This is a genomic window from Oligosphaera ethanolica (assembly GCF_030814695.1).
Taxonomy (GTDB): domain Bacteria; phylum Verrucomicrobiota; class Lentisphaeria; order Oligosphaerales; family Oligosphaeraceae; genus Oligosphaera; species Oligosphaera ethanolica.
This window is the reverse complement of record NZ_JAUSVL010000001.1, coordinates 2,133,595-2,152,187: the sequence shown is the minus strand read 5'-3', so window position 1 is coordinate 2,152,187 and position 18,593 is coordinate 2,133,595. Positions and strand designations below refer to the sequence as shown.

Genomic DNA, 18,593 nt, shown 5'->3' with positions numbered 1-18,593 from the left:
GGCACCTTTTTCAATTCTCGCCGCCGCCGGCCTGCGGCACCCGGGTAATCGGTCAGCCATTGATAATGGATGCCAGGCATGCCGACGATGTCAATCCCAAGTAAGTAAGTGAGTTCCATTGCGCCTTTGGTCCCAGTCGGCAAAGCCGACTGGGACCAAAGGCGCCGAGGAACACGAACAGAGTCGCCGTCGTACCCAGGGCGGCGCACGCTTTCAGCGTGCTTGCCCTGGGCTGGTATGTTTCGCGCTTTCAGCGCTTCTGCCGCTACGCGGCAAAAAAATATCAGGTCGGCCAAGTTCGGCCCGGAGGGCCGTACCATTCATAACCCCGGGTGAGGCGCCCGGAGGGCGCCGCAACCCGGGGACTAACAGCAACTTGGAATTGCGCCCGAAGGGCGCCACATTCGCCCGGTACGGCGCATCCCACCGCGCCCGTGTGAGACAATCGTGCCGACATTATCAATCACTGACCGATTACGCACCCGGTGTTGCTCCGTGCGCGGTGTGCTGCCTGGCACGGATCACCCCTGGTCGCTGAGTTTGCAGAGTCGTTTGATGAGGTCGATTTCGCGTGGGTCGTAGGGGCGCAGACTCGGTCGGAAGAGATCGTGCTGCCACTTGGTGAAGTCGATGTTCTGATCGCCTGCCTGATAGCGTTCCCACATGCCTTCCCATGGCTCGTAGGTCTGCGACAGTCCCGCCACAAACCCCCAGTTCCAGCAGCCGATTTTCTCCAGAAAGAACAGCGGGAAGAGTTCCTGTACGGTGTTACGCTGCTGGCGGTGCAGCCATTCCGAGTTCAAAAGCGGCCGCCCCAGCTTGCGCAGCTCGCGGATCAGCACCACGTTGCTCTCAAGGCTGCTGTAGTTGTGAAACGACACCAGGTCGGACAAGGCCAGCGCCCGCTGCTCCGCCGCCGAGAAACGCCCCAGGCCGCGCCAGACGGCGGTGGTCAATGGCTGGCTGGGCGAACAGTCGCGCGCAACCCCAAACAGGCCTTCCACGTGCGGCACCGACGCGTCGCCGCGATTGGCCGCGCCGGGCTCGTTGTAAATATCCCAGATCACGACGCGCGGATCATTCGCGTAGGTGCTGACAATTTCGGCCACCATCGCGTAAAAGCGCTTGGCTGTGGCGGGCTCGTCGAGCGCCGGATAGTAGCCCATCGCGTTCAATTGGCGGTGAGGCGAATTCTTGCGGCCGCCGTGATATCCCCAGTCGTACGCTTGCGGGCCGAGCTGCTGCGGGCGATAGTTCTCGTCCCGAGGCACCGTGCAGTCATTGGCAAAGCAGACCATCAGGGATATGCCGTGTTTGGCGGCCGTGGCGATGAAGCGCTCCAACCGGGCCATGAAGCCGTCGTGCTCCTCGTCCCAGACCATGAATTCCACGATAACCCGGATGGAATTGAAGCCAATGGCCGCCGCCAGGGCCAGCTCGCGATCCGCCGTGGCCAGGTGTTGTTCGAAGTCCAGCTCCTGCCAGAGGGCGATGCGGTTGCAGCAGTCTGCCGGCAGGTAGTTGCAGCCCCGCAGCCACGGCTGCGCATCGTACCAGGCCCACGCTTGTTCCTTGCTCCATTGCGCCATCGTCGTCCTCCTTGTTGCCCAGTGCTGAAGGCGTTCAGGCCACCCTCGCCGTCGCCCGAACAATGCGCAAAAAAACCCAAAACGGTACTTTGTGGTACTGCTTTGGGCCTTTCAATGACAATACTGGCGGAGAGGGGGGGATTCGAACCCCCGGTAGGATGTTACTCCTACGACGGTTTAGCAAACCGCTACTTTCGACCACTCAGCCACCTCTCCGTGGTCATTCCCAAACCCTGGCTGGCTAGCCGGGATAAAAAGAACGCTTTACTGTACCTCCCGACCGCCGATAGTCAAGCAGCACTACCGCCATTTTGCGCTTTTTAGTAAGCGGTCAGTGATTGAGAAGGGCCAGCTCCCAGCGCCGCCTCTTGACTGGCGGGACACTGGGCGTTTTTATGGACACCATGGACACTATGGACACCGCCAATCAGTCCCCGGCGTCCAAGGCGTCCACAATCAGTCCCCGGCGTCCCCGGCGTCATTCCCCACGGTCCAGAAAGTCCCCGCGGTCCAATCCATGGGACCATGCCTCATGAGTCAGCGAGTCCTCGCCCCAGCGCGCAGCCACCGCCAAGTGCCGCCGGGACGGCGGCGCTCCCAGGAGTCCAATCAGTTCCCGGCGTCCAAGGCGGCATTGGAGCGCTGAAAGCGCTTCTGCCGCTTCGCGGCCTGGGATGCCGGGCGCGCGAGTGGACGCTTGCTGGTCTCTGGCGACGGCGCGGGCTGAAAGCCCGCACCACGGCTGGGAAACGGGCGCGCATAGGGCCGCCTGTTGCTCTACCGCTCAATTATCAATGGCTTACCGATGACCTTTTTGCCGAGGATAAAAGCCCAGCGCCGACCGTCATCGCCAGCTTTGGCTATGGACAATGGTCGAGCGGGGTTTATTTTCTTTTTATGCCGACACTTGTTCGTCATCCGCGCCCGGTCGGCTATGCGAGCGCTACACTGCTGTGATGACTTGGGACAGGAGTACGCGACATGAACAGCAACGAACAGGCCGTAATGACTGCCGTTGGGGCCTTTTTGGTCGCCTACACTCAGGCGGATATCGTCACCTGCATGGCCGCGCTGAGCACGCAACGGCCGCTGATGCTGATGGGCACCAACGAAGACGAGGTGATCTGCACTCACGAAGCCGCGAAAAAACTCTTCGAGGCCGATTTTAAGTGTATGTCTGGTCTGCGCTGGGGTCTCTATCAGCAGCAGTGGGTGGCGACCAGCGCCGATTTGGCGTCGGTCATTATTGCCCTGCCACTGACCTACCGCCATGCGGACAAGGATGTCACCGTGCAATTCCGCTACGCGTTCACGCTTGCCTGTGAAGAGAAGCAGTGGAAGATCTGCGCCGCCGTTGCCTGTGTGCCCCGCCCTGCCCAGACCTACGCTTTTCCCTGATAACCACTTTTTCCCTCTGCAGGACGTCAAAGCCCCCCATTAGCAAAGGAGGACTGCATGGCCGAATTCACTATCGAAACCTATGATCGAAACGCTGTTGTTGACATCACTCGGCAAGTCAATGCGCACATACCGGCCACGGTCCGCAGCGGCGTTTGCCATGTATTTTGCCCCCATACCACTGCCGGCCTCACCGTCAATGAAAATGCCGATCCCAATGTCAAAATCGACATCATGGCCAAGCTGGCTGCCATGATCCCCCACGAGGAAAGCTACTACCGACACAACGAAGGCAACAGCGACGCGCATCTTAAGGCGACCTTGGTAGGAATGTCGCTGACCCTGCCCGTGCGCGAAGGCCGCCTCGCCCTCGGCACCTGGCAGGGGGTCTATTTTTGCGAATTCGACGGCCCGCGCACTCGCCACGTGCAGGTCTGCTGGCAGGACGCGGACTATTGACGACGGAACGGCCGACCTTGCCTGATTTTCTGCCTTCTTTTGTAGACGAATGGGACCAATGGGACGTATAGGACGTATGGGACGTATGGGTCTTATCCGTCCTATCCGTCCTATCCGTCCTATTTGTCCTATTTGTCCTATCCGTCCTATCATCCTCCTGGTATCTCCCGAGGCGCCCGCCCATGCCCATTGAATACATCCGCTACGCCTTGGTTGGCCTAATCATCTTTTTTGCCGGCGTAGCGCAGAGCGCCGTCGGTTTTGGCTATGCGTTGTTTGCGACGCCGTTGCTGCTGTGGTTGGGGCTGCCCCTGCAGAATGTCGTCACCATGGTCGCGACCTGTTCGATGCTGCAGGCATCGATCGGTGCTTTCAAGCTACGCGCTTCGGTGCCATGGCAGCATGTGCGCACCACGACCATAATCCGCGTGCTTTTCATGGCTATCGGTCTCTTTGTCCTCAAGCGCCTTGCCGGCTTGCACATTGCACAGGTCCGCCTAGTTATTGGCGTGATTCTTTGCCTGTTGGTGGCACTGCAGCTGCTGTGCCGTCCCCGGCCGGCGGTCAGTCTTGCCTGGTACTGGGGGGCCATTGCCAATGTCGGCAGCGGCTTGCTTGCCGGCATTTGCGGCATGGGCGGCCCGCCGCTGGTGCTGTGGGCCATGGCTCACGACTGGCCGTCAAAAAAGATGCGCGGATTCCTTTTCGGGGCCTTTGCCGCCGCCAGCCCCGCCCAGCTGTTATTTCTGAGTCTTTCCTTCGGTCCCGCCATCCTGTGGCACGCTGCTCTCGGCTGTGCCTTGTTGCCGCTGGTGTACCTCGGCTCGCTTGTCGGCATGCCTATCGGCAATCGCTTGCAGCGGGAGCGCCTGCGCTGGCTCGCCTACGCACTCCTCGCCGCCATCGGCATCAGCGCCATTGTGCCGGCATTGCTCGGCAGCGGCAAATAAGCAGTCGCGCTGGACCCGCGCTCGTTGCCCGTGGCGACAACAGCTGGCCAATGCGTCGCGCGCAGGAGATGTTCCCGGCAAAGCGCCAGGACAATCGCAAGGCCCCCGCCGCCGGCAGAGCGGAGAACAAGGACTACATTTAACGTCAGCAGCCCGCGCCGCGATTTTTTGCCCCTTTGCCTTCAGCAGCAGTTCACCTTGATTCCGGAGTGACGCCATGCCATACGACCGCATCGTTGAGTACTACGACGACATTTTCCCGCTGAAGCCCGCCACTCTGGCCTTTTTGCAGGCGAGTTTTTGCGCCGGCGGACGGGTCTTGGATGTCGGCTGCGGCAGCGGCGAGTACGTGCTGGGCCTGGCGCGCGCGGGCTATGCCGTTAGCGGGCTCGACCTTGATGCGCAGATGATTGAGCGTGCGGCCGCCAAGGCGCACGCGGCGGCTTTGACGCCGGCCTTGACGGTCGGCAGCATGACGGAACTGCCGAAATACTACGCCCCGGGCAGTTTTGACGGGCTGTTTTGCATTGGCAATTCGCTGGTGCATGCCGGCGGCCATGACGAGTTGGCGGCGATCTGCCGGGACTTCTACAGCCTCCTTGACCACGACGGCCGCTTGGTCATTCAGGTGATCAATTACGACCGTGTGCTGCAACAGCAACTCACGGGCCTGCCGACCATTGAAAATTCCGCCCGCAAGCTGCGCTTCGAGCGCTATTACGAAATCAGCGGCAAGAACGTGCTCTTTACGGCCGTGCTCAAAGTCGATGGCATTGAGGAGCGGACGGTCAACCGGCTTTACGCCGTTCGCGCCGATGAATTGCGCCAATGCCTGCAGGACGCGGGTTTCCGTGACGTGGTCTGCTTCGGTGATTTTGCCGGCGGGCCCTTCGCCATTGCCACGTCACAGCCACTGATTGTCCGCTGCCAGAAATAATTCCTGTTGGCACTGGAGCAATCGGTCGGTGTGGCGTTACCGTATTTGTGCATTCAGCGTGGCGGCAGTGGGTCAATGCCTACGCCGCCCGGGCAAAGAACAAGGGAGGAGATAAACCGACATGATGAACGATCTATTCAAGTTGCGTTGGCGTAAGCCCCCTGCCCCCAAGCTGTACGATCTTTCCTGCCGCAAATGCGACTACAAAGAAATGGTACGGCTGGTGGATGACATCGTGGTTCTGGAAATACAAACGAAAGACGCTCAAGCAGCTGAACCCCGGCAAGTCGAAACGCTGCCCAAGGTCTGCCCGCGCTGCGGCGCGACCCTCAAGCACAGCAAGGTGCCCGTTTTCGTGCAGTACTGACGCACTGTGGGTATGGCGTTGAAAAGCACCCGCACGGGTTTTGGGCGCAGGTGCCGCTTGCTGTGGCGCCTGCGTCCCGAGTGATTATTCGAGGGTGATGACGGCGGCGCTGTCGAGCTGGTAATTGGGTCCGAGGGCCCCGGCCAGGGCGAGCCAGCCATCGGCGTCCAGGCGGCGGATGCCAATGTTGAATTGCATGGCCATGCCGGGCGCATAGGCCTGTCCCAGCGCAGCGATGGGCAGGGACCATTCGCAGGACCAGAAGCCGTCACGGCAGACTGCGCGGTATGCCGCCAGCCTATTCAGCGCAATGACCTGTGGGTTCACCAATTCCTCGGGATGGGGCAAGCCCGCCTTGGCGCCATTGGGGAAACCCTGGAGAACCAGGATGGGGGCCGGGGCGTCTGCCGCCGCCGTGCGGCGTTCGCGCAGGCAGATTTCCATGCCGTCGATCTGGCCCCAGTGGCCGGTTCTATGCGCCAGGAGGGCGGCTTCGCTGGTGACAGGCACGCGCAGGGCCACGAAAAGCATGTCGCCATCGTGCATCAGCCATGCTTCGGCGGGCTTGCCGCGCAGCGCCTTGCGGTCGGGCGTTTCTTTGATCAGCAGGGGCGCCACCGGCCATTCGGCGGCGTTGATGTCGCCATCAAGCTGCGGGGCGCTGGCGACTTTCGCTGCGCGTACCGGGTGAATCGCTCGCGCGTGGGGCATGATGCCGGATACCGCCGCCGCCTGTTCGCTGTGCCATTCCGGCATGCGCATCGGCGTGGTCACTACTGGCCATGACGCCCGCAGCGGGTGCTCATAGACGCCAATTTCCGCGACCGGTAGCTGCCGGAATGCCAGGCGCTTGAAGACGACCGAGTCGTCCTGCAGCCGGAAATCGCCTGCCGCCAGATCGACGAAGCCCGGCTCGTCCGTTTCCGCCAGCATGGCATTTTCGCCGAGCTCGAGATTGCGGCCGCGCTGGCCGATGGTGCCACAGCGCCAGAAGACATTTCGCCAGAAGAAATTCCGGCCGTTGCCGTCGAACATCGTGGCGATGGCGGGGTAGCGTTCCAGGTACAGGTCGCTGGTGTAGGCTTCGGCTTTTTTGCCCGTCTGGGTGTCTTTCCAGTGGGCATTGCCGGGGTTCCAGCCGCCGCTGATGGCGTGTTTGTTGTCAATGAAGAGATTGTTGTCGAAGATATTGTCCCGGCCGCTATTCATTTGTATGGCGCCGAAATTGCCGTTCGAGCCCTGGTAGAGGATATTGCCGTAGACGAGCTGGCCGCTGATGGCGTCATCGAAGCGTATGGCGGCCTGGCCGTGCACGGCGTGGCCGACGGCGGGCTTGCCGACGCTGCGGAAGCGATTGAAGCGGAAGATGTTCCCGCGGAAGGTCGGGTTGCCCCACATGTCCACGCCGCCCTGGTCGTCGGATTCCTTGACGGCGCTGTGCACGTCGTTGTATTCGAAGACGTGGTCGTTGCCGCCCATGCTGATGACGCTGGTGGGGCAGTCGTACATCAGACAGTGCGACACCCGATTGCCGACACCGCCGAGGGACACGGCCTGCGTGTAGGTGCGGTCAACCCGCCCAAAGGAGTGGATGCGGCAGTTTTCGAGGAAGTGTCCGGCGGGGGTGAGGGTTTTGCGGTCGCCGCCCTGGAGGATCACGCCCAGGCGCCCCAAGGCGCTGAGATCGCAGCCGAAGATGCCGAAGCGCTTGCCGCCGGTGGCGATGATGCCGGTGTCGGCCAGGCGGGTGAGCGTGCAGCCGGCGACCAGGCAGTCCGAGCAGTTTTCGGCGACGATGCCGCGGTAGCGGCCGAGGTCGAAGGCGAGACCTTCCAAACGCACATGACTGACTTCGGTGAGCGATGCCATGGGGCCGGCGTGCATGCCGATCTCGACGATGGCGCGGTTCGGGTCGCCTTCGGGATAGAGATAGAGCATGCCGGCTTCGCGGTCGAGGTACCATTCGCCGGGCTGGTCGATTTCTTCCAGCAGATTGAAGGCGTAGTAGATAATGCCCTGGGTGTTGTTCATGCCGCGGCCGCCGTAGTGGTAGGGCTCGGCGGTGGTGATGGTCTTGGCTTCGGTGTCGATTTTGCCGATCTTGATGGTGGCGTCCGCCCAGAGGAACAGCCAGTAGCCGAAGAGCCAGGGATCGTTGGCCTTGGTCCAGCGCGCGTGACGATCGTCGTTATAGCCAAAGACCGACGGCTTTTTCTCTTTGGCCGAACCGGGCTCGATGAGCTCACGGATGGGCACGAAGCCCTCGTTGGGCCAGCGGGCGAGAGTCATGGGCTGGCCATTGACAAAGAGTTCCAGAGTCGGCGGCGCCGGCGGCTGGCCAATGCCGCCGCGGACACGCAGCGCACCGTAGTTGCTAATGCCCTGCGCCCGCAAATCAGCCTGCCAGACTTTGCCTCGCGCCTCTTCGGGCAGCCGCGCCAGGATGTCCGGCGCGGTAACGGGCTCGAAGTCCCTGACTTTGGCGCCGCCGTAGAACACGGCCTTGCCCAATTCCTCTGCCTGATAGACCACCGGGCCCTCAGCAGTGCCGGAATCCTCCGCCGTCAGGGTGAAAGTCTCAGTCACGGGATAGACGCCGCTGCGCACGAGCACCCGAATGGCGCCCTTTTCGCCGCGGCCGCGCAGCGCCCGCACGAGGTCCCTGGCGCGATTGAGCGTTTTGAGCGGCGAGGTTGGCGTGCCGTCGCCGCTGTCGTCGCCATCCGGTGCGACGACGACCTCCGCCGCGAAATCCGATATGCTTGGAATCGCCGTGCGGTTAGCCGCCGGGTCACGCGGTGGCAGGCCGCGCGCCTGCCGGTCCAGCTCGTCAATCAGTTCCCGCGCTTCCTGCCGATGCACGGCGGGATAGTCGGTCGTTTCGGCGAGAGCGGCGTATTCGCGCTGGGCGCCATCGCGGTCGCCGGCGAGGACCATTGCCTGCGCCAGTCGCAGATGCGCGTAGCTGCGGAAATGCGCCGGCGTCTGCGTCTGAGCGAGCAGCTCACGCAGGGGCGCCTGAGCGGCACGATAGTCGCCGGCGGCAATGGCTGCGCTGGCGGCATCGCTTTTCTCCTGGTAGGCGTTCATAGCCTCGGCGCGGGCGGCGGCTTCGGCGGCGGCGGCGAGTGCGGCCTTTTCTTGTTCGTTGAGCGTGTCCTCGGCCATGCCAAAGCGCGGAGATTGTTCCCGGAATAGGCCGATGACCGCGCTGTCCGCGAGCGCCTGGCGATACACGCCGATGGCGCCCATGTCGCCGCTGTAATTCTGCCAGCCGTTACCGAAGCTCAGATTGCCGAAGACGTCGAAGTCGCCGGCGAAAGTCGTCGGCAACGCCTTTGCCCCCTGGCGGATGCCGTTCACATAGGGCCGCAGCTGGCCCGCCTCGCGATCGCAGACCATCACCACATGCGTCCAGACGCCTAGCGCCACCGCCCCCGGCGCCGAACTCGCATCGCCGGAAACGCGCTTGCCCTGCACGTCATTGTAGGCCATATAGCAACCAAAGCTGCCATTGCCATTGATGTTCAAGGTAATGATCGCCTGCGGCCACTGGCCGTAGGAGAACATCCGGCGTGTGTTCTGGCCCTCGCGGCTTTCGGGCATCCCCAGCTTGTCGGGCCGGACCCACGCCGACAGCGTCCACGAGCCCGTGCCCAGGCGCTTGTCTTCCGGCAGATCGATCGTCACCTGGGTCGCGGCCGTGCCGTCAAAATTCAGGACCGGGCCCTCGGCGCTCGGGTGCCATTTGGCGGTGATGACGCCATTGAGGCCGTTGCCGGAATGATCGTTGGCGACATTGCCGTCACCCTCCGTCAATGGCCATTGCAGTAATGGCTGGGCTTGCAGGCAGCCGACTACGGATAGCATGGCGGACAGGGCAAGCAGGCGTCGCGAACTCGTGGGCATGGCGCACTCCATTGGTGTTCGGTTTCGTTGGGCGGGAGGAAGACAGGGGAAGAACCTCAACATAACACCGACATCAATGGCGTGCTACCACCCCGCGCTGGGACGGCATTGATCGCGCGTAATCGGTCAGTAACCACCCCGGCAGGGAATTCACCGGGGACAATTTGCAGGAAACCCACGGCCAGTCGCCGCCCAACCATCCGACCTTGATTTCCGCCGTCCTTTGCGGCAGCGGAGTCATGGCGGGCCCGGAGTAGCAGCGGCTTCCAGCCGCTGTGCGCACGGCTCGTGCGGCGGGGGAGACGGGCCGGGTACGGTCGGCGTGGATGACGAGGACGGTTTAATAAGCCGTCTTGTCGGAGTGGGCGAGACGCCCACTCCACGACCGCGAGACGTAATCGGTCAGTGTACACCCCGGCGCTTCGCTGGGACAATTTGCAGGAAACCCACGGCCAGTCGCCGCCCAGCCATCCGACCTTGATTTCCGCCGACCTTTGCGGCAGCGTGTTTCATAGGAGTAATCACCCCAGTGGGGAAAACACCGGGGACAATTTGCAGGAAACCCACGGCCCGCCGCCGCCCAACCATCCGACCTTGATTTCCGCCGTCCTTTGCGGCAGCGGGTTTCATAGGATTAGTGCTCTTCACGTAGTGTACTGGCAATGGTTGGCGAGGAGTTGATTGGTGACCGTTCGCGTGACCATTCGCCGAGGTTTTGAGCACCGAAGGTGCGACCTAAGATAGCCCAGATCGGATGGGGCAACGGGGATTGCGCCCCGCGCCCTTCCACACCACCGGACATGCGGTTTTCCGCATCCGGCGGTTGAACAGCACCGGTTCTTTTATGACCGGTTAAACGCTCCAAGGCACAATGAGACCGTATTTGTCCATGGTTTTGTTGCTCAGCGCCGTATGCATCAGCTGTGATTTCGCCATGCACCAGGCTCCTCGTGATGTTTTTGCCCATTGTAGCATCTTTCCCGTTATTCCGAGTGCAATCAACGCCTTTCTTCGACCGGCGTCTGAGTGCCAGCGTATCCAGAAGCACTTTCTGATGTGCCTCCTTATCCAGCCCGCCGTATCGGCGACGTTGCGTCTTTGCGTGGCGATTTGGAAATAGTTCCACCAGCCCGTGGCGTATTTCCGCCATTGGCCTCGCAGCTGTTCGCTCGTCAGGTTCTGCCTGGCGTCCCACAGCCTGCGGACCTCGGCCTTCATGCGCTCAAGCCGTTTGGTCTCCACTTCCATCTTGCCATCGGAATGTATGGTAACTCCTAGGTAGGCCGTGTCATCACTTTTCCCGCTTTTGCTCTTGTCCCGATTGACAGGGATCTTCAACTTCGTCTCGATCCATTCGACAATATCTGACAGAATGCGTTCGGCCGCGCGGCGGCTTCCGGCATAGATGGCCACGTCGTCCGCGTATCGGGTAAACGGCAGCTGCCGCTTCTCCAGTTCTTGGTCCAACGGGGTCAGATAGATGTTCGCCAGCAGTGGCGACAGAGGGCCGCCTTGCGGCACGCCTTTCGTTCGCTTGGTTCGAGTGCCGTCTTTTTCAACCATCGGGGCAGTCAGGTATCGGCCGATCAGCTTCAGTATTCGTTTGTCGGTAACCTCTTTGCGCAGCTCTCGCATCAGGATGTCGTGGTTGACTTCGTCGAAGAAGCTCTTCAAGTCGATGTCCACCACCCAAATCCGTCCTGACATGACGATCTCCTGTGCCCGGCGAATCGCGTCATGCGCGCTCCGATTGGGCCGGAAGCCGTAGCTGCTGTTGCTGAAAAGAGGTTCCCACCGTAAGCTCAGCACTTGGTGAAGTGCCTGTTGGATCAGTCGATCCTGTACGTTGGGAATGCCTAGTTTGCGCGTACCGCCGTTCGCCTTTGGTATTTCCACAGCCAGGATGGCTCCCGGAATGTATGTCCCTTGTCGGACCTTTTCCCATATCTCCTGACCATGTTTCCGCAGGTGTTCGGCAGTCTTCTGCACATCCATCCCATCGACTCCGGGCGCGCCGTCGTTGGCTTTGACCGCCTTCCACGCCGCCCATACGTTCTCGTTGTTCAACACCTCCTCCAGGCTCGGGCCTGGTACTGTTGCTTGGTTTGGTTCGTTACGCACGTCTGACATGTTCATTCTCCGCCTCGAAAACTACGGTTGATACCCGTGTTGGCTTCACACATCCATTGCTTCACCGTCACCGGCCCGCCGTCCCAGCCAGTCGTCCCAGCCGTTTCAGTGGTTGCGTCTTCCTTATTCGCTTCCTTGGCGAGTTTGTCCATCGTTGCGTTTCCTGTTCTTCGGCCCTTCGCTCCACTGCCTTTCAACAGCTTCTACGCTACTATGGCCTCTGCTGACTTCTCCAGCGCTCTCACGCTGGAGATCTCCCCGGGTAAGGTGCGAGAACGTAATTGGCCCGTGCCGCCGGACTCTACACTGCGTGTCTTTCGGTGACTGTTGGATTTCGCGTTTAGCCGCACGCTCATCGCCCACGCTATGCCTCACTGTCCGTTCGTATCCCTGCGGTCGTGCCGTTGCCAGGGCTTCTTTCGCCTGACGCCCTCGCGGGCGCCTACTTGCCTTTCGCTACTCTTGTTGTCACTCAATGAGTCCCCAAGCCTCCTCTAATCCGCAGATTTTATGGGAGTGGGGGATCGTTCTCGCCCATGCCGGGCACACGGCAAGCGCCCGCAGGGCGCGTCGCCCTGGGGAAGGGCCACACCCGCAATGAGCCCTTATATGATCCGCGCCGCTTTTTTTATTGCGCGTTGTTTCAGCCGAACCGCAAGGTTCGGAACACGAGCGAAGCGAGTGCAAGGAATGTGCATCATGCTCTTTGGGTAATATTTTATTTCGGCTTTTTTCCCGAGTGGCCAACCGGGAAAAAACACGGGATGCCAGCACGTTGAGCCCTTGCTTTGACAAAGGCGTCCTACAGAAAGTGCGGCATCCCGTTTCCGTGCTCCACAAAATTCGTACAGTATCAAGAACCCATGAGTTCGCATTCATAAGTCAGATTTTGTGGGCACTTCCTTACCCTACGTGGCCAACAAGGAGGATTCAATCATGGTTACAACATCAACAATGTGGTGTGGACTTGACGTTGCTAAGGCCACCTTTGTGGCGGCAATTGACAACCACCAGGAGGACTTCCGCATCCTTCCAAGCCGCAAGTTCCAGCGCACGCAGGAAGGTATTGCCGAAATGGCCCAGTGGATTGCCAGTAAGGTTCCGGAAGCGCTGCAGGATGGAAACTCGCTTGGATTTGTCATGGAGTCTACAGGCAAATTTTCCTGCGAGATGCTTCCTTGGATTATCGAAGCCTTTCCCGGAAGTTCCCCAGCGATTCTCAATCCGCGAATCACCAAGGCGTTCATTGACAGTCATGGTCTTGGCAATCGGACTGATGCAATGGAGGCAAGGTGCTTGGCGCGGATGGGCACCGAACGTAAGCCTAAGCCTACTCAAGTTCTTCCCGACGAATATCAGCAGCTCAGGGAGTTGGTTAGAACCCGTGAAGCTCTGGTTTGTAGCAGGGCTGCCGCCAAAACGAGGCTGCAAACCATGACTCGAGGTAGTGTCGTATATAAAGCCGAAGAGCGGGTTATCGCCGTTTATACGCAGGAAATCGACAAGCTTGAGAAGGGCATGAAGAAGCTTGTTGCCCAGCACGAGGAACTCAAGACGAACGTGGGCATCATGAGCAGTTTTCCAGGTATTGCATTCTTGTCAGCCTGCATAATTCTCAGTGAAATTGGCCCTATTAGGGAGGATAAGTCTCGAAATGAACTGTCTGCTTATACGGGCCTGGCGCCGTGCAGGAAGGAATCTGGGACCAGCGTGAACAAATCGCGGCTGAGTAAACATGGCTCGCCATTGCTTCGCAAGGTGTTGTATTTGTGCGCAATACATTCAGTGAAAAAGGTTCCTACGTTGACTAACAAGTACGAAAGGCTGGTTCAAAGAGGCAAGAAGCCACTCACAGCCAGGTGCGCCTGTATGCGGTCAATGGTTCTCATTCTTCGCAGGATGGTGTTGAATGGCGCGAAGTATGATCCGCAATACGAGATGAAGATAAAAACGCCGGCGGCTTGACGCCTGTAGCAAACACAGTATCTGTAGGGGCGACCTAAAAGACCATCGACGATGGGGCGCAGCGCGCAATACTGCAGCAGTCAATGAGTTCCATTGCCGCTTTGGTCCCAGTCAGCTGCGCCGACTGGGACCAAAGCGGCCGAGGAACACGGCCATAGTTGGCGTTGTACCCAGGGCGGCGCACGCTTTCAGCGTGCTTGCCCTGGGCTATCATATTTCGCGCTTTCAGCGCTTCTGCCGCTTCGCGGCAATACAATGCCTGATCGGCCAAGTTCGGCCCGCAGGGCCGTACCATGCATAACCCCGGGAGAGGCGCCCGGAGGGCGCCGCACCCCGGGGTATGACAATAATATAGGAATGCGCCCGGAGGGCGCCACATTGGCCAGGCACGTCGCGTCCCACCGCGCCAGAAAGAGGCATTACTGGCATACAGTATCAATGGCTGACCGATTCCCATCCTGGTCGCGCAGCCGCACCGGTCTTGCGATGTCTGTCTTGTTGTTATTCGTTCTGCCAGGTGTTTGCGAGCAGCGGCTGGAAGCCGCTGCTACTCAGGGCGCGCCGCCGCCCCGGCGTCGGGTTATTCCGGGGTGCCGAAGCCGTAGTTTTCGATGACGTAGTCGAGGTCCTTGTCACCGCGTCCGGAGAGATTGACGAGGATGGCGCCTTGCTTCATTTCCTGCGCCAGTTTCATGGCGTAGGCGACGGCGTGGGCGCTTTCGAGTGCTGGGATGATGCCTTCCAGGCGAGAGAGTTTGAAGAATGCGTCAATCGCCTCGGTATCCAGTGCGGTGACATACTGCACCCTGCCCTGGTCTTTCAGGTAGCAGTGTTCGGGGCCGACGCCGGGATAGTCCAGGCCGCTGGCGCAGGAATAGACTGGCAGGGGCTCGCCGTCTTTGTCCTGCAGCAAGTAGCATTTGAAGCCGTGGATGATGCCGGGCGTGCCGTAGGTCATGCTCGCGGCATGGTCGCCGGTCTTCGGGCCTTTGCCCAGGGGCTCGACGCCGTACAGCGCGGTCGGGTCGTCCAGGAAGCCGCGGAAAATGCCCATGGCGTTGCTGCCGCCGCCGACGCAGGCCGTCACGGCCTCGGGCAGGCCGCCGGTCATGTCCAGGAACTGCTCGCGGGCTTCAATGCCGACTACTTCCTGGAAGTCCCGCACCAGCATGGGGAAGGGATGCGGCCCTACCACCGACCCAATGCAGTAAATCGTGTTGACCGGGTCCTTCAGATACTCGGCAAAGGCGGAGTCGACCGCCTCTTTCAAGGTCCGCAGGCCGAAGGTCACGGGGACTACCTTGGCGCCCAGCAGTTTCATGCGGGCGACATTGGGCGCCTGCTTGGCGATGTCCACTTCACCCATGTGGATCTCGCACTCCAGGCCAAAATACGCCGCCGCCGTCGCCAAGGCCACGCCATGCTGGCCCGCGCCCGTCTCGGCAATCACCCGCTTCTTGCCCATGTACTTCGCCAGCAGGCCCTCGCCCATGCAGTGATTGAGTTTGTGCGCACCGCTGTGATTCAAATCCTCACGCTTCAAATAAATCCGCGCGCCACCAAGCTGGTCGGACAGCCGCTTGCAATAACTCACCGGCGTCGGCCGGCCCTGAAAATGCTTCCGGATATAACGCAACTCGGCAATGAAATCAGCCGACCGACTGATCCGCTGATACGCATCCGTTACCTCCTGCAAAGGACCAATCAAGCACTCCGGCACGTAAACACCGCCGTACTCGCCATAATAACCACCCGCATCCGGCAAAACATTGCCCTTCTTGAACGTCGTCATCGCAAGATCCTCCGCGTAATAGGTCAAAAACAATAGGAATAAACCAAGTCAATGTTTCGGTACAGTAGCACAAGGAGGGGGAAAGACAACCCGCGTTGGCGGCAAAAGTCCGTGCCGTCGTCACTGTGGTTCTGGCGGATGAGCGGGTGATGGTCGGGTGTTCTTCTCGTCCTAGCGGGCGTTGGCGACGACGGCGTTGTATTGTTCTTCGCCGGCGGCCAGGCGGAAGGTCAGGAAGGCTCCGAGTATGGAGCCGAGAATGCCCGGCATGATGGCGTGATGGCCCAAGGCGAAGCAATTGTTCACGGGGAGCCGGCCGGCCAGGCGCGATTCGGACATTTTGATTCTGACGCCGTAGGCGCTGCCGCGCGGCGGGGAATAGCGCAGGAAAGTCAGTGGCGTGGCGCTGTCGAGGACGGTGAGGGCCTGGGCGTACTGTGGGTAGACGCGGAGGATGTCGGCGACAATTTCGGCGGTGATTTGCTGTTTGGTATCGAGGTATTTTTGGGAATGGCGTTGTTGGAGGCTGGTGATGCCGCAGCGGGCCTTGAATTCATCCAGGTGCATATTGCGGAAGGCAGTAAGGGTCGTGTGTTTTTTTCCCTGGGCGTCGCGTTCGCTACTGGTCACCATGCCGGTGCCGTAGGCGTTGGCGCCGGGGCCAAGGACCGCGTTGAGGTCGTTGCTGCTGATGTACTGAAGGAGCTCCTGCTTGGGTGGTTGTTCATGATCAAGGCGGCCGTAGATGGCGAAGAAGCTGCAGGTGTCCTGGTATTTGCCGAAACGGCGGCGGGTGCTTGGCGTGAGCAGGGCCTCGGGGAAGAGCGGCAGATAGCATTCGGGGTGGACGGCGAAGAAGATGGTGTCCGTGGCGAGAGTTTCGCCAGTGCTGAGGAGTACCTCGCGGCAACGCTGGTCGGCGGTGAAGCTCAACATTTTGTCGATGGTGGTATTGGTACGGATGGTGACGCCATGGCGTTTCAGTTCCCGGTGAAAGCCATTGAGAAAGGCGTCGCCGCCGTGTTCCACCCGCGATAGGTGTCGGTTAAGGCCGCAGCTGATCCGGCAATGCTGACCCAGCGGTATTTCCTGAGGCGGCGTGCCGTGGCAGAACGCCATGATGCCAAGGACGGCGGGCAGCTCCGACGAGTGGAAGTGCTGCTCTGCGAAGTATTCTTGCAGGGTGATGGCGTCATAGGAGGACAGCTGCGGCGCCAGCATCTGCTCGGTGTTATGCAGATTGAAGAGCGGGGTCTCGGCAACGATTTGCTGCTCAAGCTGGTAGTAGCGCCGGATGGCCGGGGCGTCGTCGGGAAAGATATCTGCGAGGTATTCGGCCAGCTCGCTCAGGCCGGTGGCCGGTGGTTCCAGGCGCCGGCCGCTCTCATGAAGGTACAAGGCCGAGTGCATGGGCGACGGGATGACATCACGTTCGAGGTCGAGGACCTGGAGTATTTGGGGCATCACGTCATCAAAGCCAGCGGTGAAGTGGAAGCCGGTGTCGAAGCGCAGGCCTTTGCGGGTGAATCGGCGCAGATAGCCGCCGATGCTCGCCTGCTGCTCAATCAAGGTGACTTTCCGGCCCGTTTTGGCCAGCAGGAGAGCAATGGTCAGCCCGGAGGCACCGGAACCGACAACAAGGGCCTCGTGGGCGGCAGATGATGAATGTGACATGACGCTGAATCTGTTTCCTAGATGACCAGGCCGCCGTTGACCGCAAGGACCTGGCCGTGGACGTAACTGCTGTCGGGCCCCGCGAGGAAACTTACCGCGCCGGCGACCTCATCAACCGCGCCGACGCGATTGAGGGGAATCAGCGGCAGAATTCGCTCCAGCGGGAGTTCAGCGGTCATCGCTGTGCTGATCACGCCGGGGGCAACGACATTGACGAGAATGCCCTTGCGTCCTATTTCCCGGGCAAGCGCCTTGACGGCGCCGATGAGGGCGGCCTTGGCGGCCGAATAGTTGACTTGGCCGGCCTGGCCGGCCTGGCCTGATGCCGAGCTGATAGCGATAATGCGGCCCCGGCGGCGGGCAATCATGCCAAAGACAAAGGGCTGCACGGTGTTGTAAAAGCCGTCAAGATTGGTCCTGATCACGTCCTGCCACTCGCTCGGGTCCATGAAGGCGAAGAGGTTGTCCCTGGCCATGCCGGCGTTATACACCACGACCTCCGGCAGCGCTGCGTCGGCCAGCAGGGGCGCAAGCGCCGCCCGGCATTGTTCGCGGTTGCCGACATCGAAAGTCAGCAGCGTGAACTGCCGGCCGGCTTGGTGGACGAGCTCCGCAGTCGCGACTACGTCCTGACTGTCCTGGCGACTGCTGGCAAGGATGTCAAAGCCATCCCGGGCCAGCCTGGCGGCGATGGCCCGGCCGATGCCTTTGCAGCCGCCGATGATGAGTGCTGTCGGGGTAGATGCGGATTCCTGTGGCATGTCTTTCCTGGTCTGCGCTGCGCGGCCGCGGGGTGCTTAGTTGCCGGCAGGCGGGGTGTTGACCGCATTCAAGTAGATGGGATATTTGCCGATGGACAGCGGCCCGCCATGGCTTTTGCCGAAGTTGGGCAGAATGGACGCCACCAGGCCGGGGAACCAGTAGTTGCTGATTTCCGTTGCCCGGCTGCTGCAGGAGCTGGACGCCGTCCAGATCATGCTGCCCTTTTCGCTGGCCGTTATGACGTACTGGACCGATTTGCGTTCTTTGCGCGGATTGACCGGGACGACATTGAAATGGCTGTCGATGAGCTCGACCTTGATGACGAGATCACTGCTGGCAACCTCTTTCAAGCCTACTGAATGCAGGGCGTTCACGGTGTAGAATTTGATCTCGTTGCGGTAGGGCGGCGGCACCTTTTCGAGGTCAAGCACGTATTCTTTTGCCTCGGCCGCTTTGATCCATTGTGAACTGACTTTGGCGACCTTGACTTTGTTGGGCTGGGGTGGCGTCATGCTGGCGGCATTTCCAGCCGCCGGGGCCGCATCGTCTGCCGCGCTGAGCGCGACACCAGCAAGCATAACACAGGCACAAATTAGCGAGCGCATGGTGAAAATGTGGTGTTTCATGGTCGGGCCTCCCGTTGCTGGTGGTGAATATGGGC

Annotated in this window: 15 protein-coding genes and 1 tRNA gene; 7 read left to right on the top strand and 9 right to left on the bottom strand. The window is 60.7% G+C overall.

Annotated elements, in window-relative coordinates; all coding sequences use genetic code 11:
* Positions 1-521 precede the first annotated feature (521 nt).
* The gene (locus tag J3R75_RS07300) at positions 522-1,589 is read right to left on the bottom strand and encodes a cellulase family glycosylhydrolase (RefSeq protein WP_307260825.1); all 1,068 of its coding nucleotides are present in this window, start codon (positions 1,587-1,589) and stop codon (positions 522-524) included.
* 124 nt (positions 1,590-1,713) lie between these two features.
* Positions 1,714-1,805, bottom strand: a tRNA-Ser gene (locus J3R75_RS07295).
* Positions 1,806-2,570: 765 nt separating this feature from the next.
* On the opposite strand from J3R75_RS07295, the gene J3R75_RS07290 reads away from it, so the two are divergent.
* From J3R75_RS07290 to J3R75_RS07270, 5 genes are all read left to right on the top strand, one after another.
* On the top strand, positions 2,571-2,987 hold the full coding sequence (locus J3R75_RS07290) for a nuclear transport factor 2 family protein (RefSeq protein ID WP_307260824.1): 417 nt from the start codon (positions 2,571-2,573) through the stop codon (positions 2,985-2,987).
* A gap of 57 nt (positions 2,988-3,044) precedes the next feature.
* Positions 3,045-3,446 carry a secondary thiamine-phosphate synthase enzyme YjbQ gene (locus J3R75_RS07285; RefSeq protein WP_307260823.1) on the top strand — a complete coding sequence of 134 codons (402 nt, stop codon included), beginning with the start codon at positions 3,045-3,047 and terminating at the stop codon, positions 3,444-3,446.
* A gap of 182 nt (positions 3,447-3,628) precedes the next feature.
* Positions 3,629-4,396, top strand: coding sequence for a TSUP family transporter (locus J3R75_RS07280; RefSeq protein WP_307260822.1), 768 nt, complete (start codon positions 3,629-3,631; stop codon positions 4,394-4,396).
* Between the two features lie 217 nt (positions 4,397-4,613).
* Positions 4,614-5,333, top strand: a complete 720-nt coding sequence (locus J3R75_RS07275; RefSeq protein WP_307260821.1) for a class I SAM-dependent methyltransferase — start codon at positions 4,614-4,616, stop codon at positions 5,331-5,333.
* A 121-nt stretch (positions 5,334-5,454) separates the two neighbouring features.
* Positions 5,455-5,700: a hypothetical protein gene (locus J3R75_RS07270; protein ID WP_307260820.1), complete on the top strand. Its 246-nt coding sequence runs from the start codon at positions 5,455-5,457 to the stop codon at positions 5,698-5,700.
* An 84-nt stretch (positions 5,701-5,784) separates the two neighbouring features.
* Here J3R75_RS07270 and J3R75_RS07265 read toward each other — a convergent pair whose 3' ends face one another.
* Positions 5,785-9,609, bottom strand: a complete 3,825-nt coding sequence (locus J3R75_RS07265) for a LamG-like jellyroll fold domain-containing protein (protein WP_307260819.1) — start codon at positions 9,607-9,609, stop codon at positions 5,785-5,787.
* A gap of 405 nt (positions 9,610-10,014) precedes the next feature.
* Here J3R75_RS07265 and J3R75_RS07260 point away from each other — a divergent pair, with 405 nt between their 5' ends.
* Complete coding sequence (locus J3R75_RS07260; RefSeq protein ID WP_307260818.1) at positions 10,015-10,290, top strand: hypothetical protein; 276 nt, start codon at positions 10,015-10,017, stop codon at positions 10,288-10,290.
* A gap of 171 nt (positions 10,291-10,461) precedes the next feature.
* Here the strand turns inward: J3R75_RS07260 and ltrA are convergent, their stop codons facing one another.
* Both ltrA and J3R75_RS07250 read right to left on the bottom strand, forming a co-directional pair.
* Complete coding sequence (gene ltrA / locus J3R75_RS07255; protein ID WP_307260817.1) at positions 10,462-11,739, bottom strand: group II intron reverse transcriptase/maturase; 1,278 nt, start codon at positions 11,737-11,739, stop codon at positions 10,462-10,464.
* A gap of 2 nt (positions 11,740-11,741) precedes the next feature.
* Complete coding sequence (locus tag J3R75_RS07250) at positions 11,742-11,891, bottom strand: hypothetical protein (RefSeq protein WP_307260816.1); 150 nt, start codon at positions 11,889-11,891, stop codon at positions 11,742-11,744.
* Positions 11,892-12,675: 784 nt separating this feature from the next.
* Here J3R75_RS07250 and J3R75_RS07245 point away from each other — a divergent pair.
* Positions 12,676-13,704 carry an IS110 family RNA-guided transposase gene (locus J3R75_RS07245; RefSeq protein ID WP_307260815.1) on the top strand — a complete coding sequence of 343 codons (1,029 nt, stop codon included), beginning with the start codon at positions 12,676-12,678 and terminating at the stop codon, positions 13,702-13,704.
* 580 nt (positions 13,705-14,284) lie between these two features.
* Here J3R75_RS07245 and trpB read toward each other — a convergent pair.
* From trpB to J3R75_RS07225, 4 genes are all read right to left on the bottom strand, one after another.
* Complete coding sequence (trpB, locus tag J3R75_RS07240; protein ID WP_307260814.1) at positions 14,285-15,496, bottom strand: tryptophan synthase subunit beta; 1,212 nt, start codon at positions 15,494-15,496, stop codon at positions 14,285-14,287.
* Between the two features lie 171 nt (positions 15,497-15,667).
* The gene (locus J3R75_RS07235; protein WP_307260813.1) at positions 15,668-17,170 is read right to left on the bottom strand and encodes a phytoene desaturase family protein; all 1,503 of its coding nucleotides are present in this window, start codon (positions 17,168-17,170) and stop codon (positions 15,668-15,670) included.
* A gap of 17 nt (positions 17,171-17,187) precedes the next feature.
* The gene (gene fabG, locus J3R75_RS07230) at positions 17,188-17,931 is read right to left on the bottom strand and encodes a 3-oxoacyl-ACP reductase FabG (RefSeq protein WP_307260812.1); all 744 of its coding nucleotides are present in this window, start codon (positions 17,929-17,931) and stop codon (positions 17,188-17,190) included.
* 36 nt (positions 17,932-17,967) lie between these two features.
* On the bottom strand, positions 17,968-18,558 hold the full coding sequence (locus J3R75_RS07225) for a hypothetical protein (protein ID WP_307260811.1): 591 nt from the start codon (positions 18,556-18,558) through the stop codon (positions 17,968-17,970).
* Between the last annotated feature and the right edge of the window lie 35 nt (positions 18,559-18,593).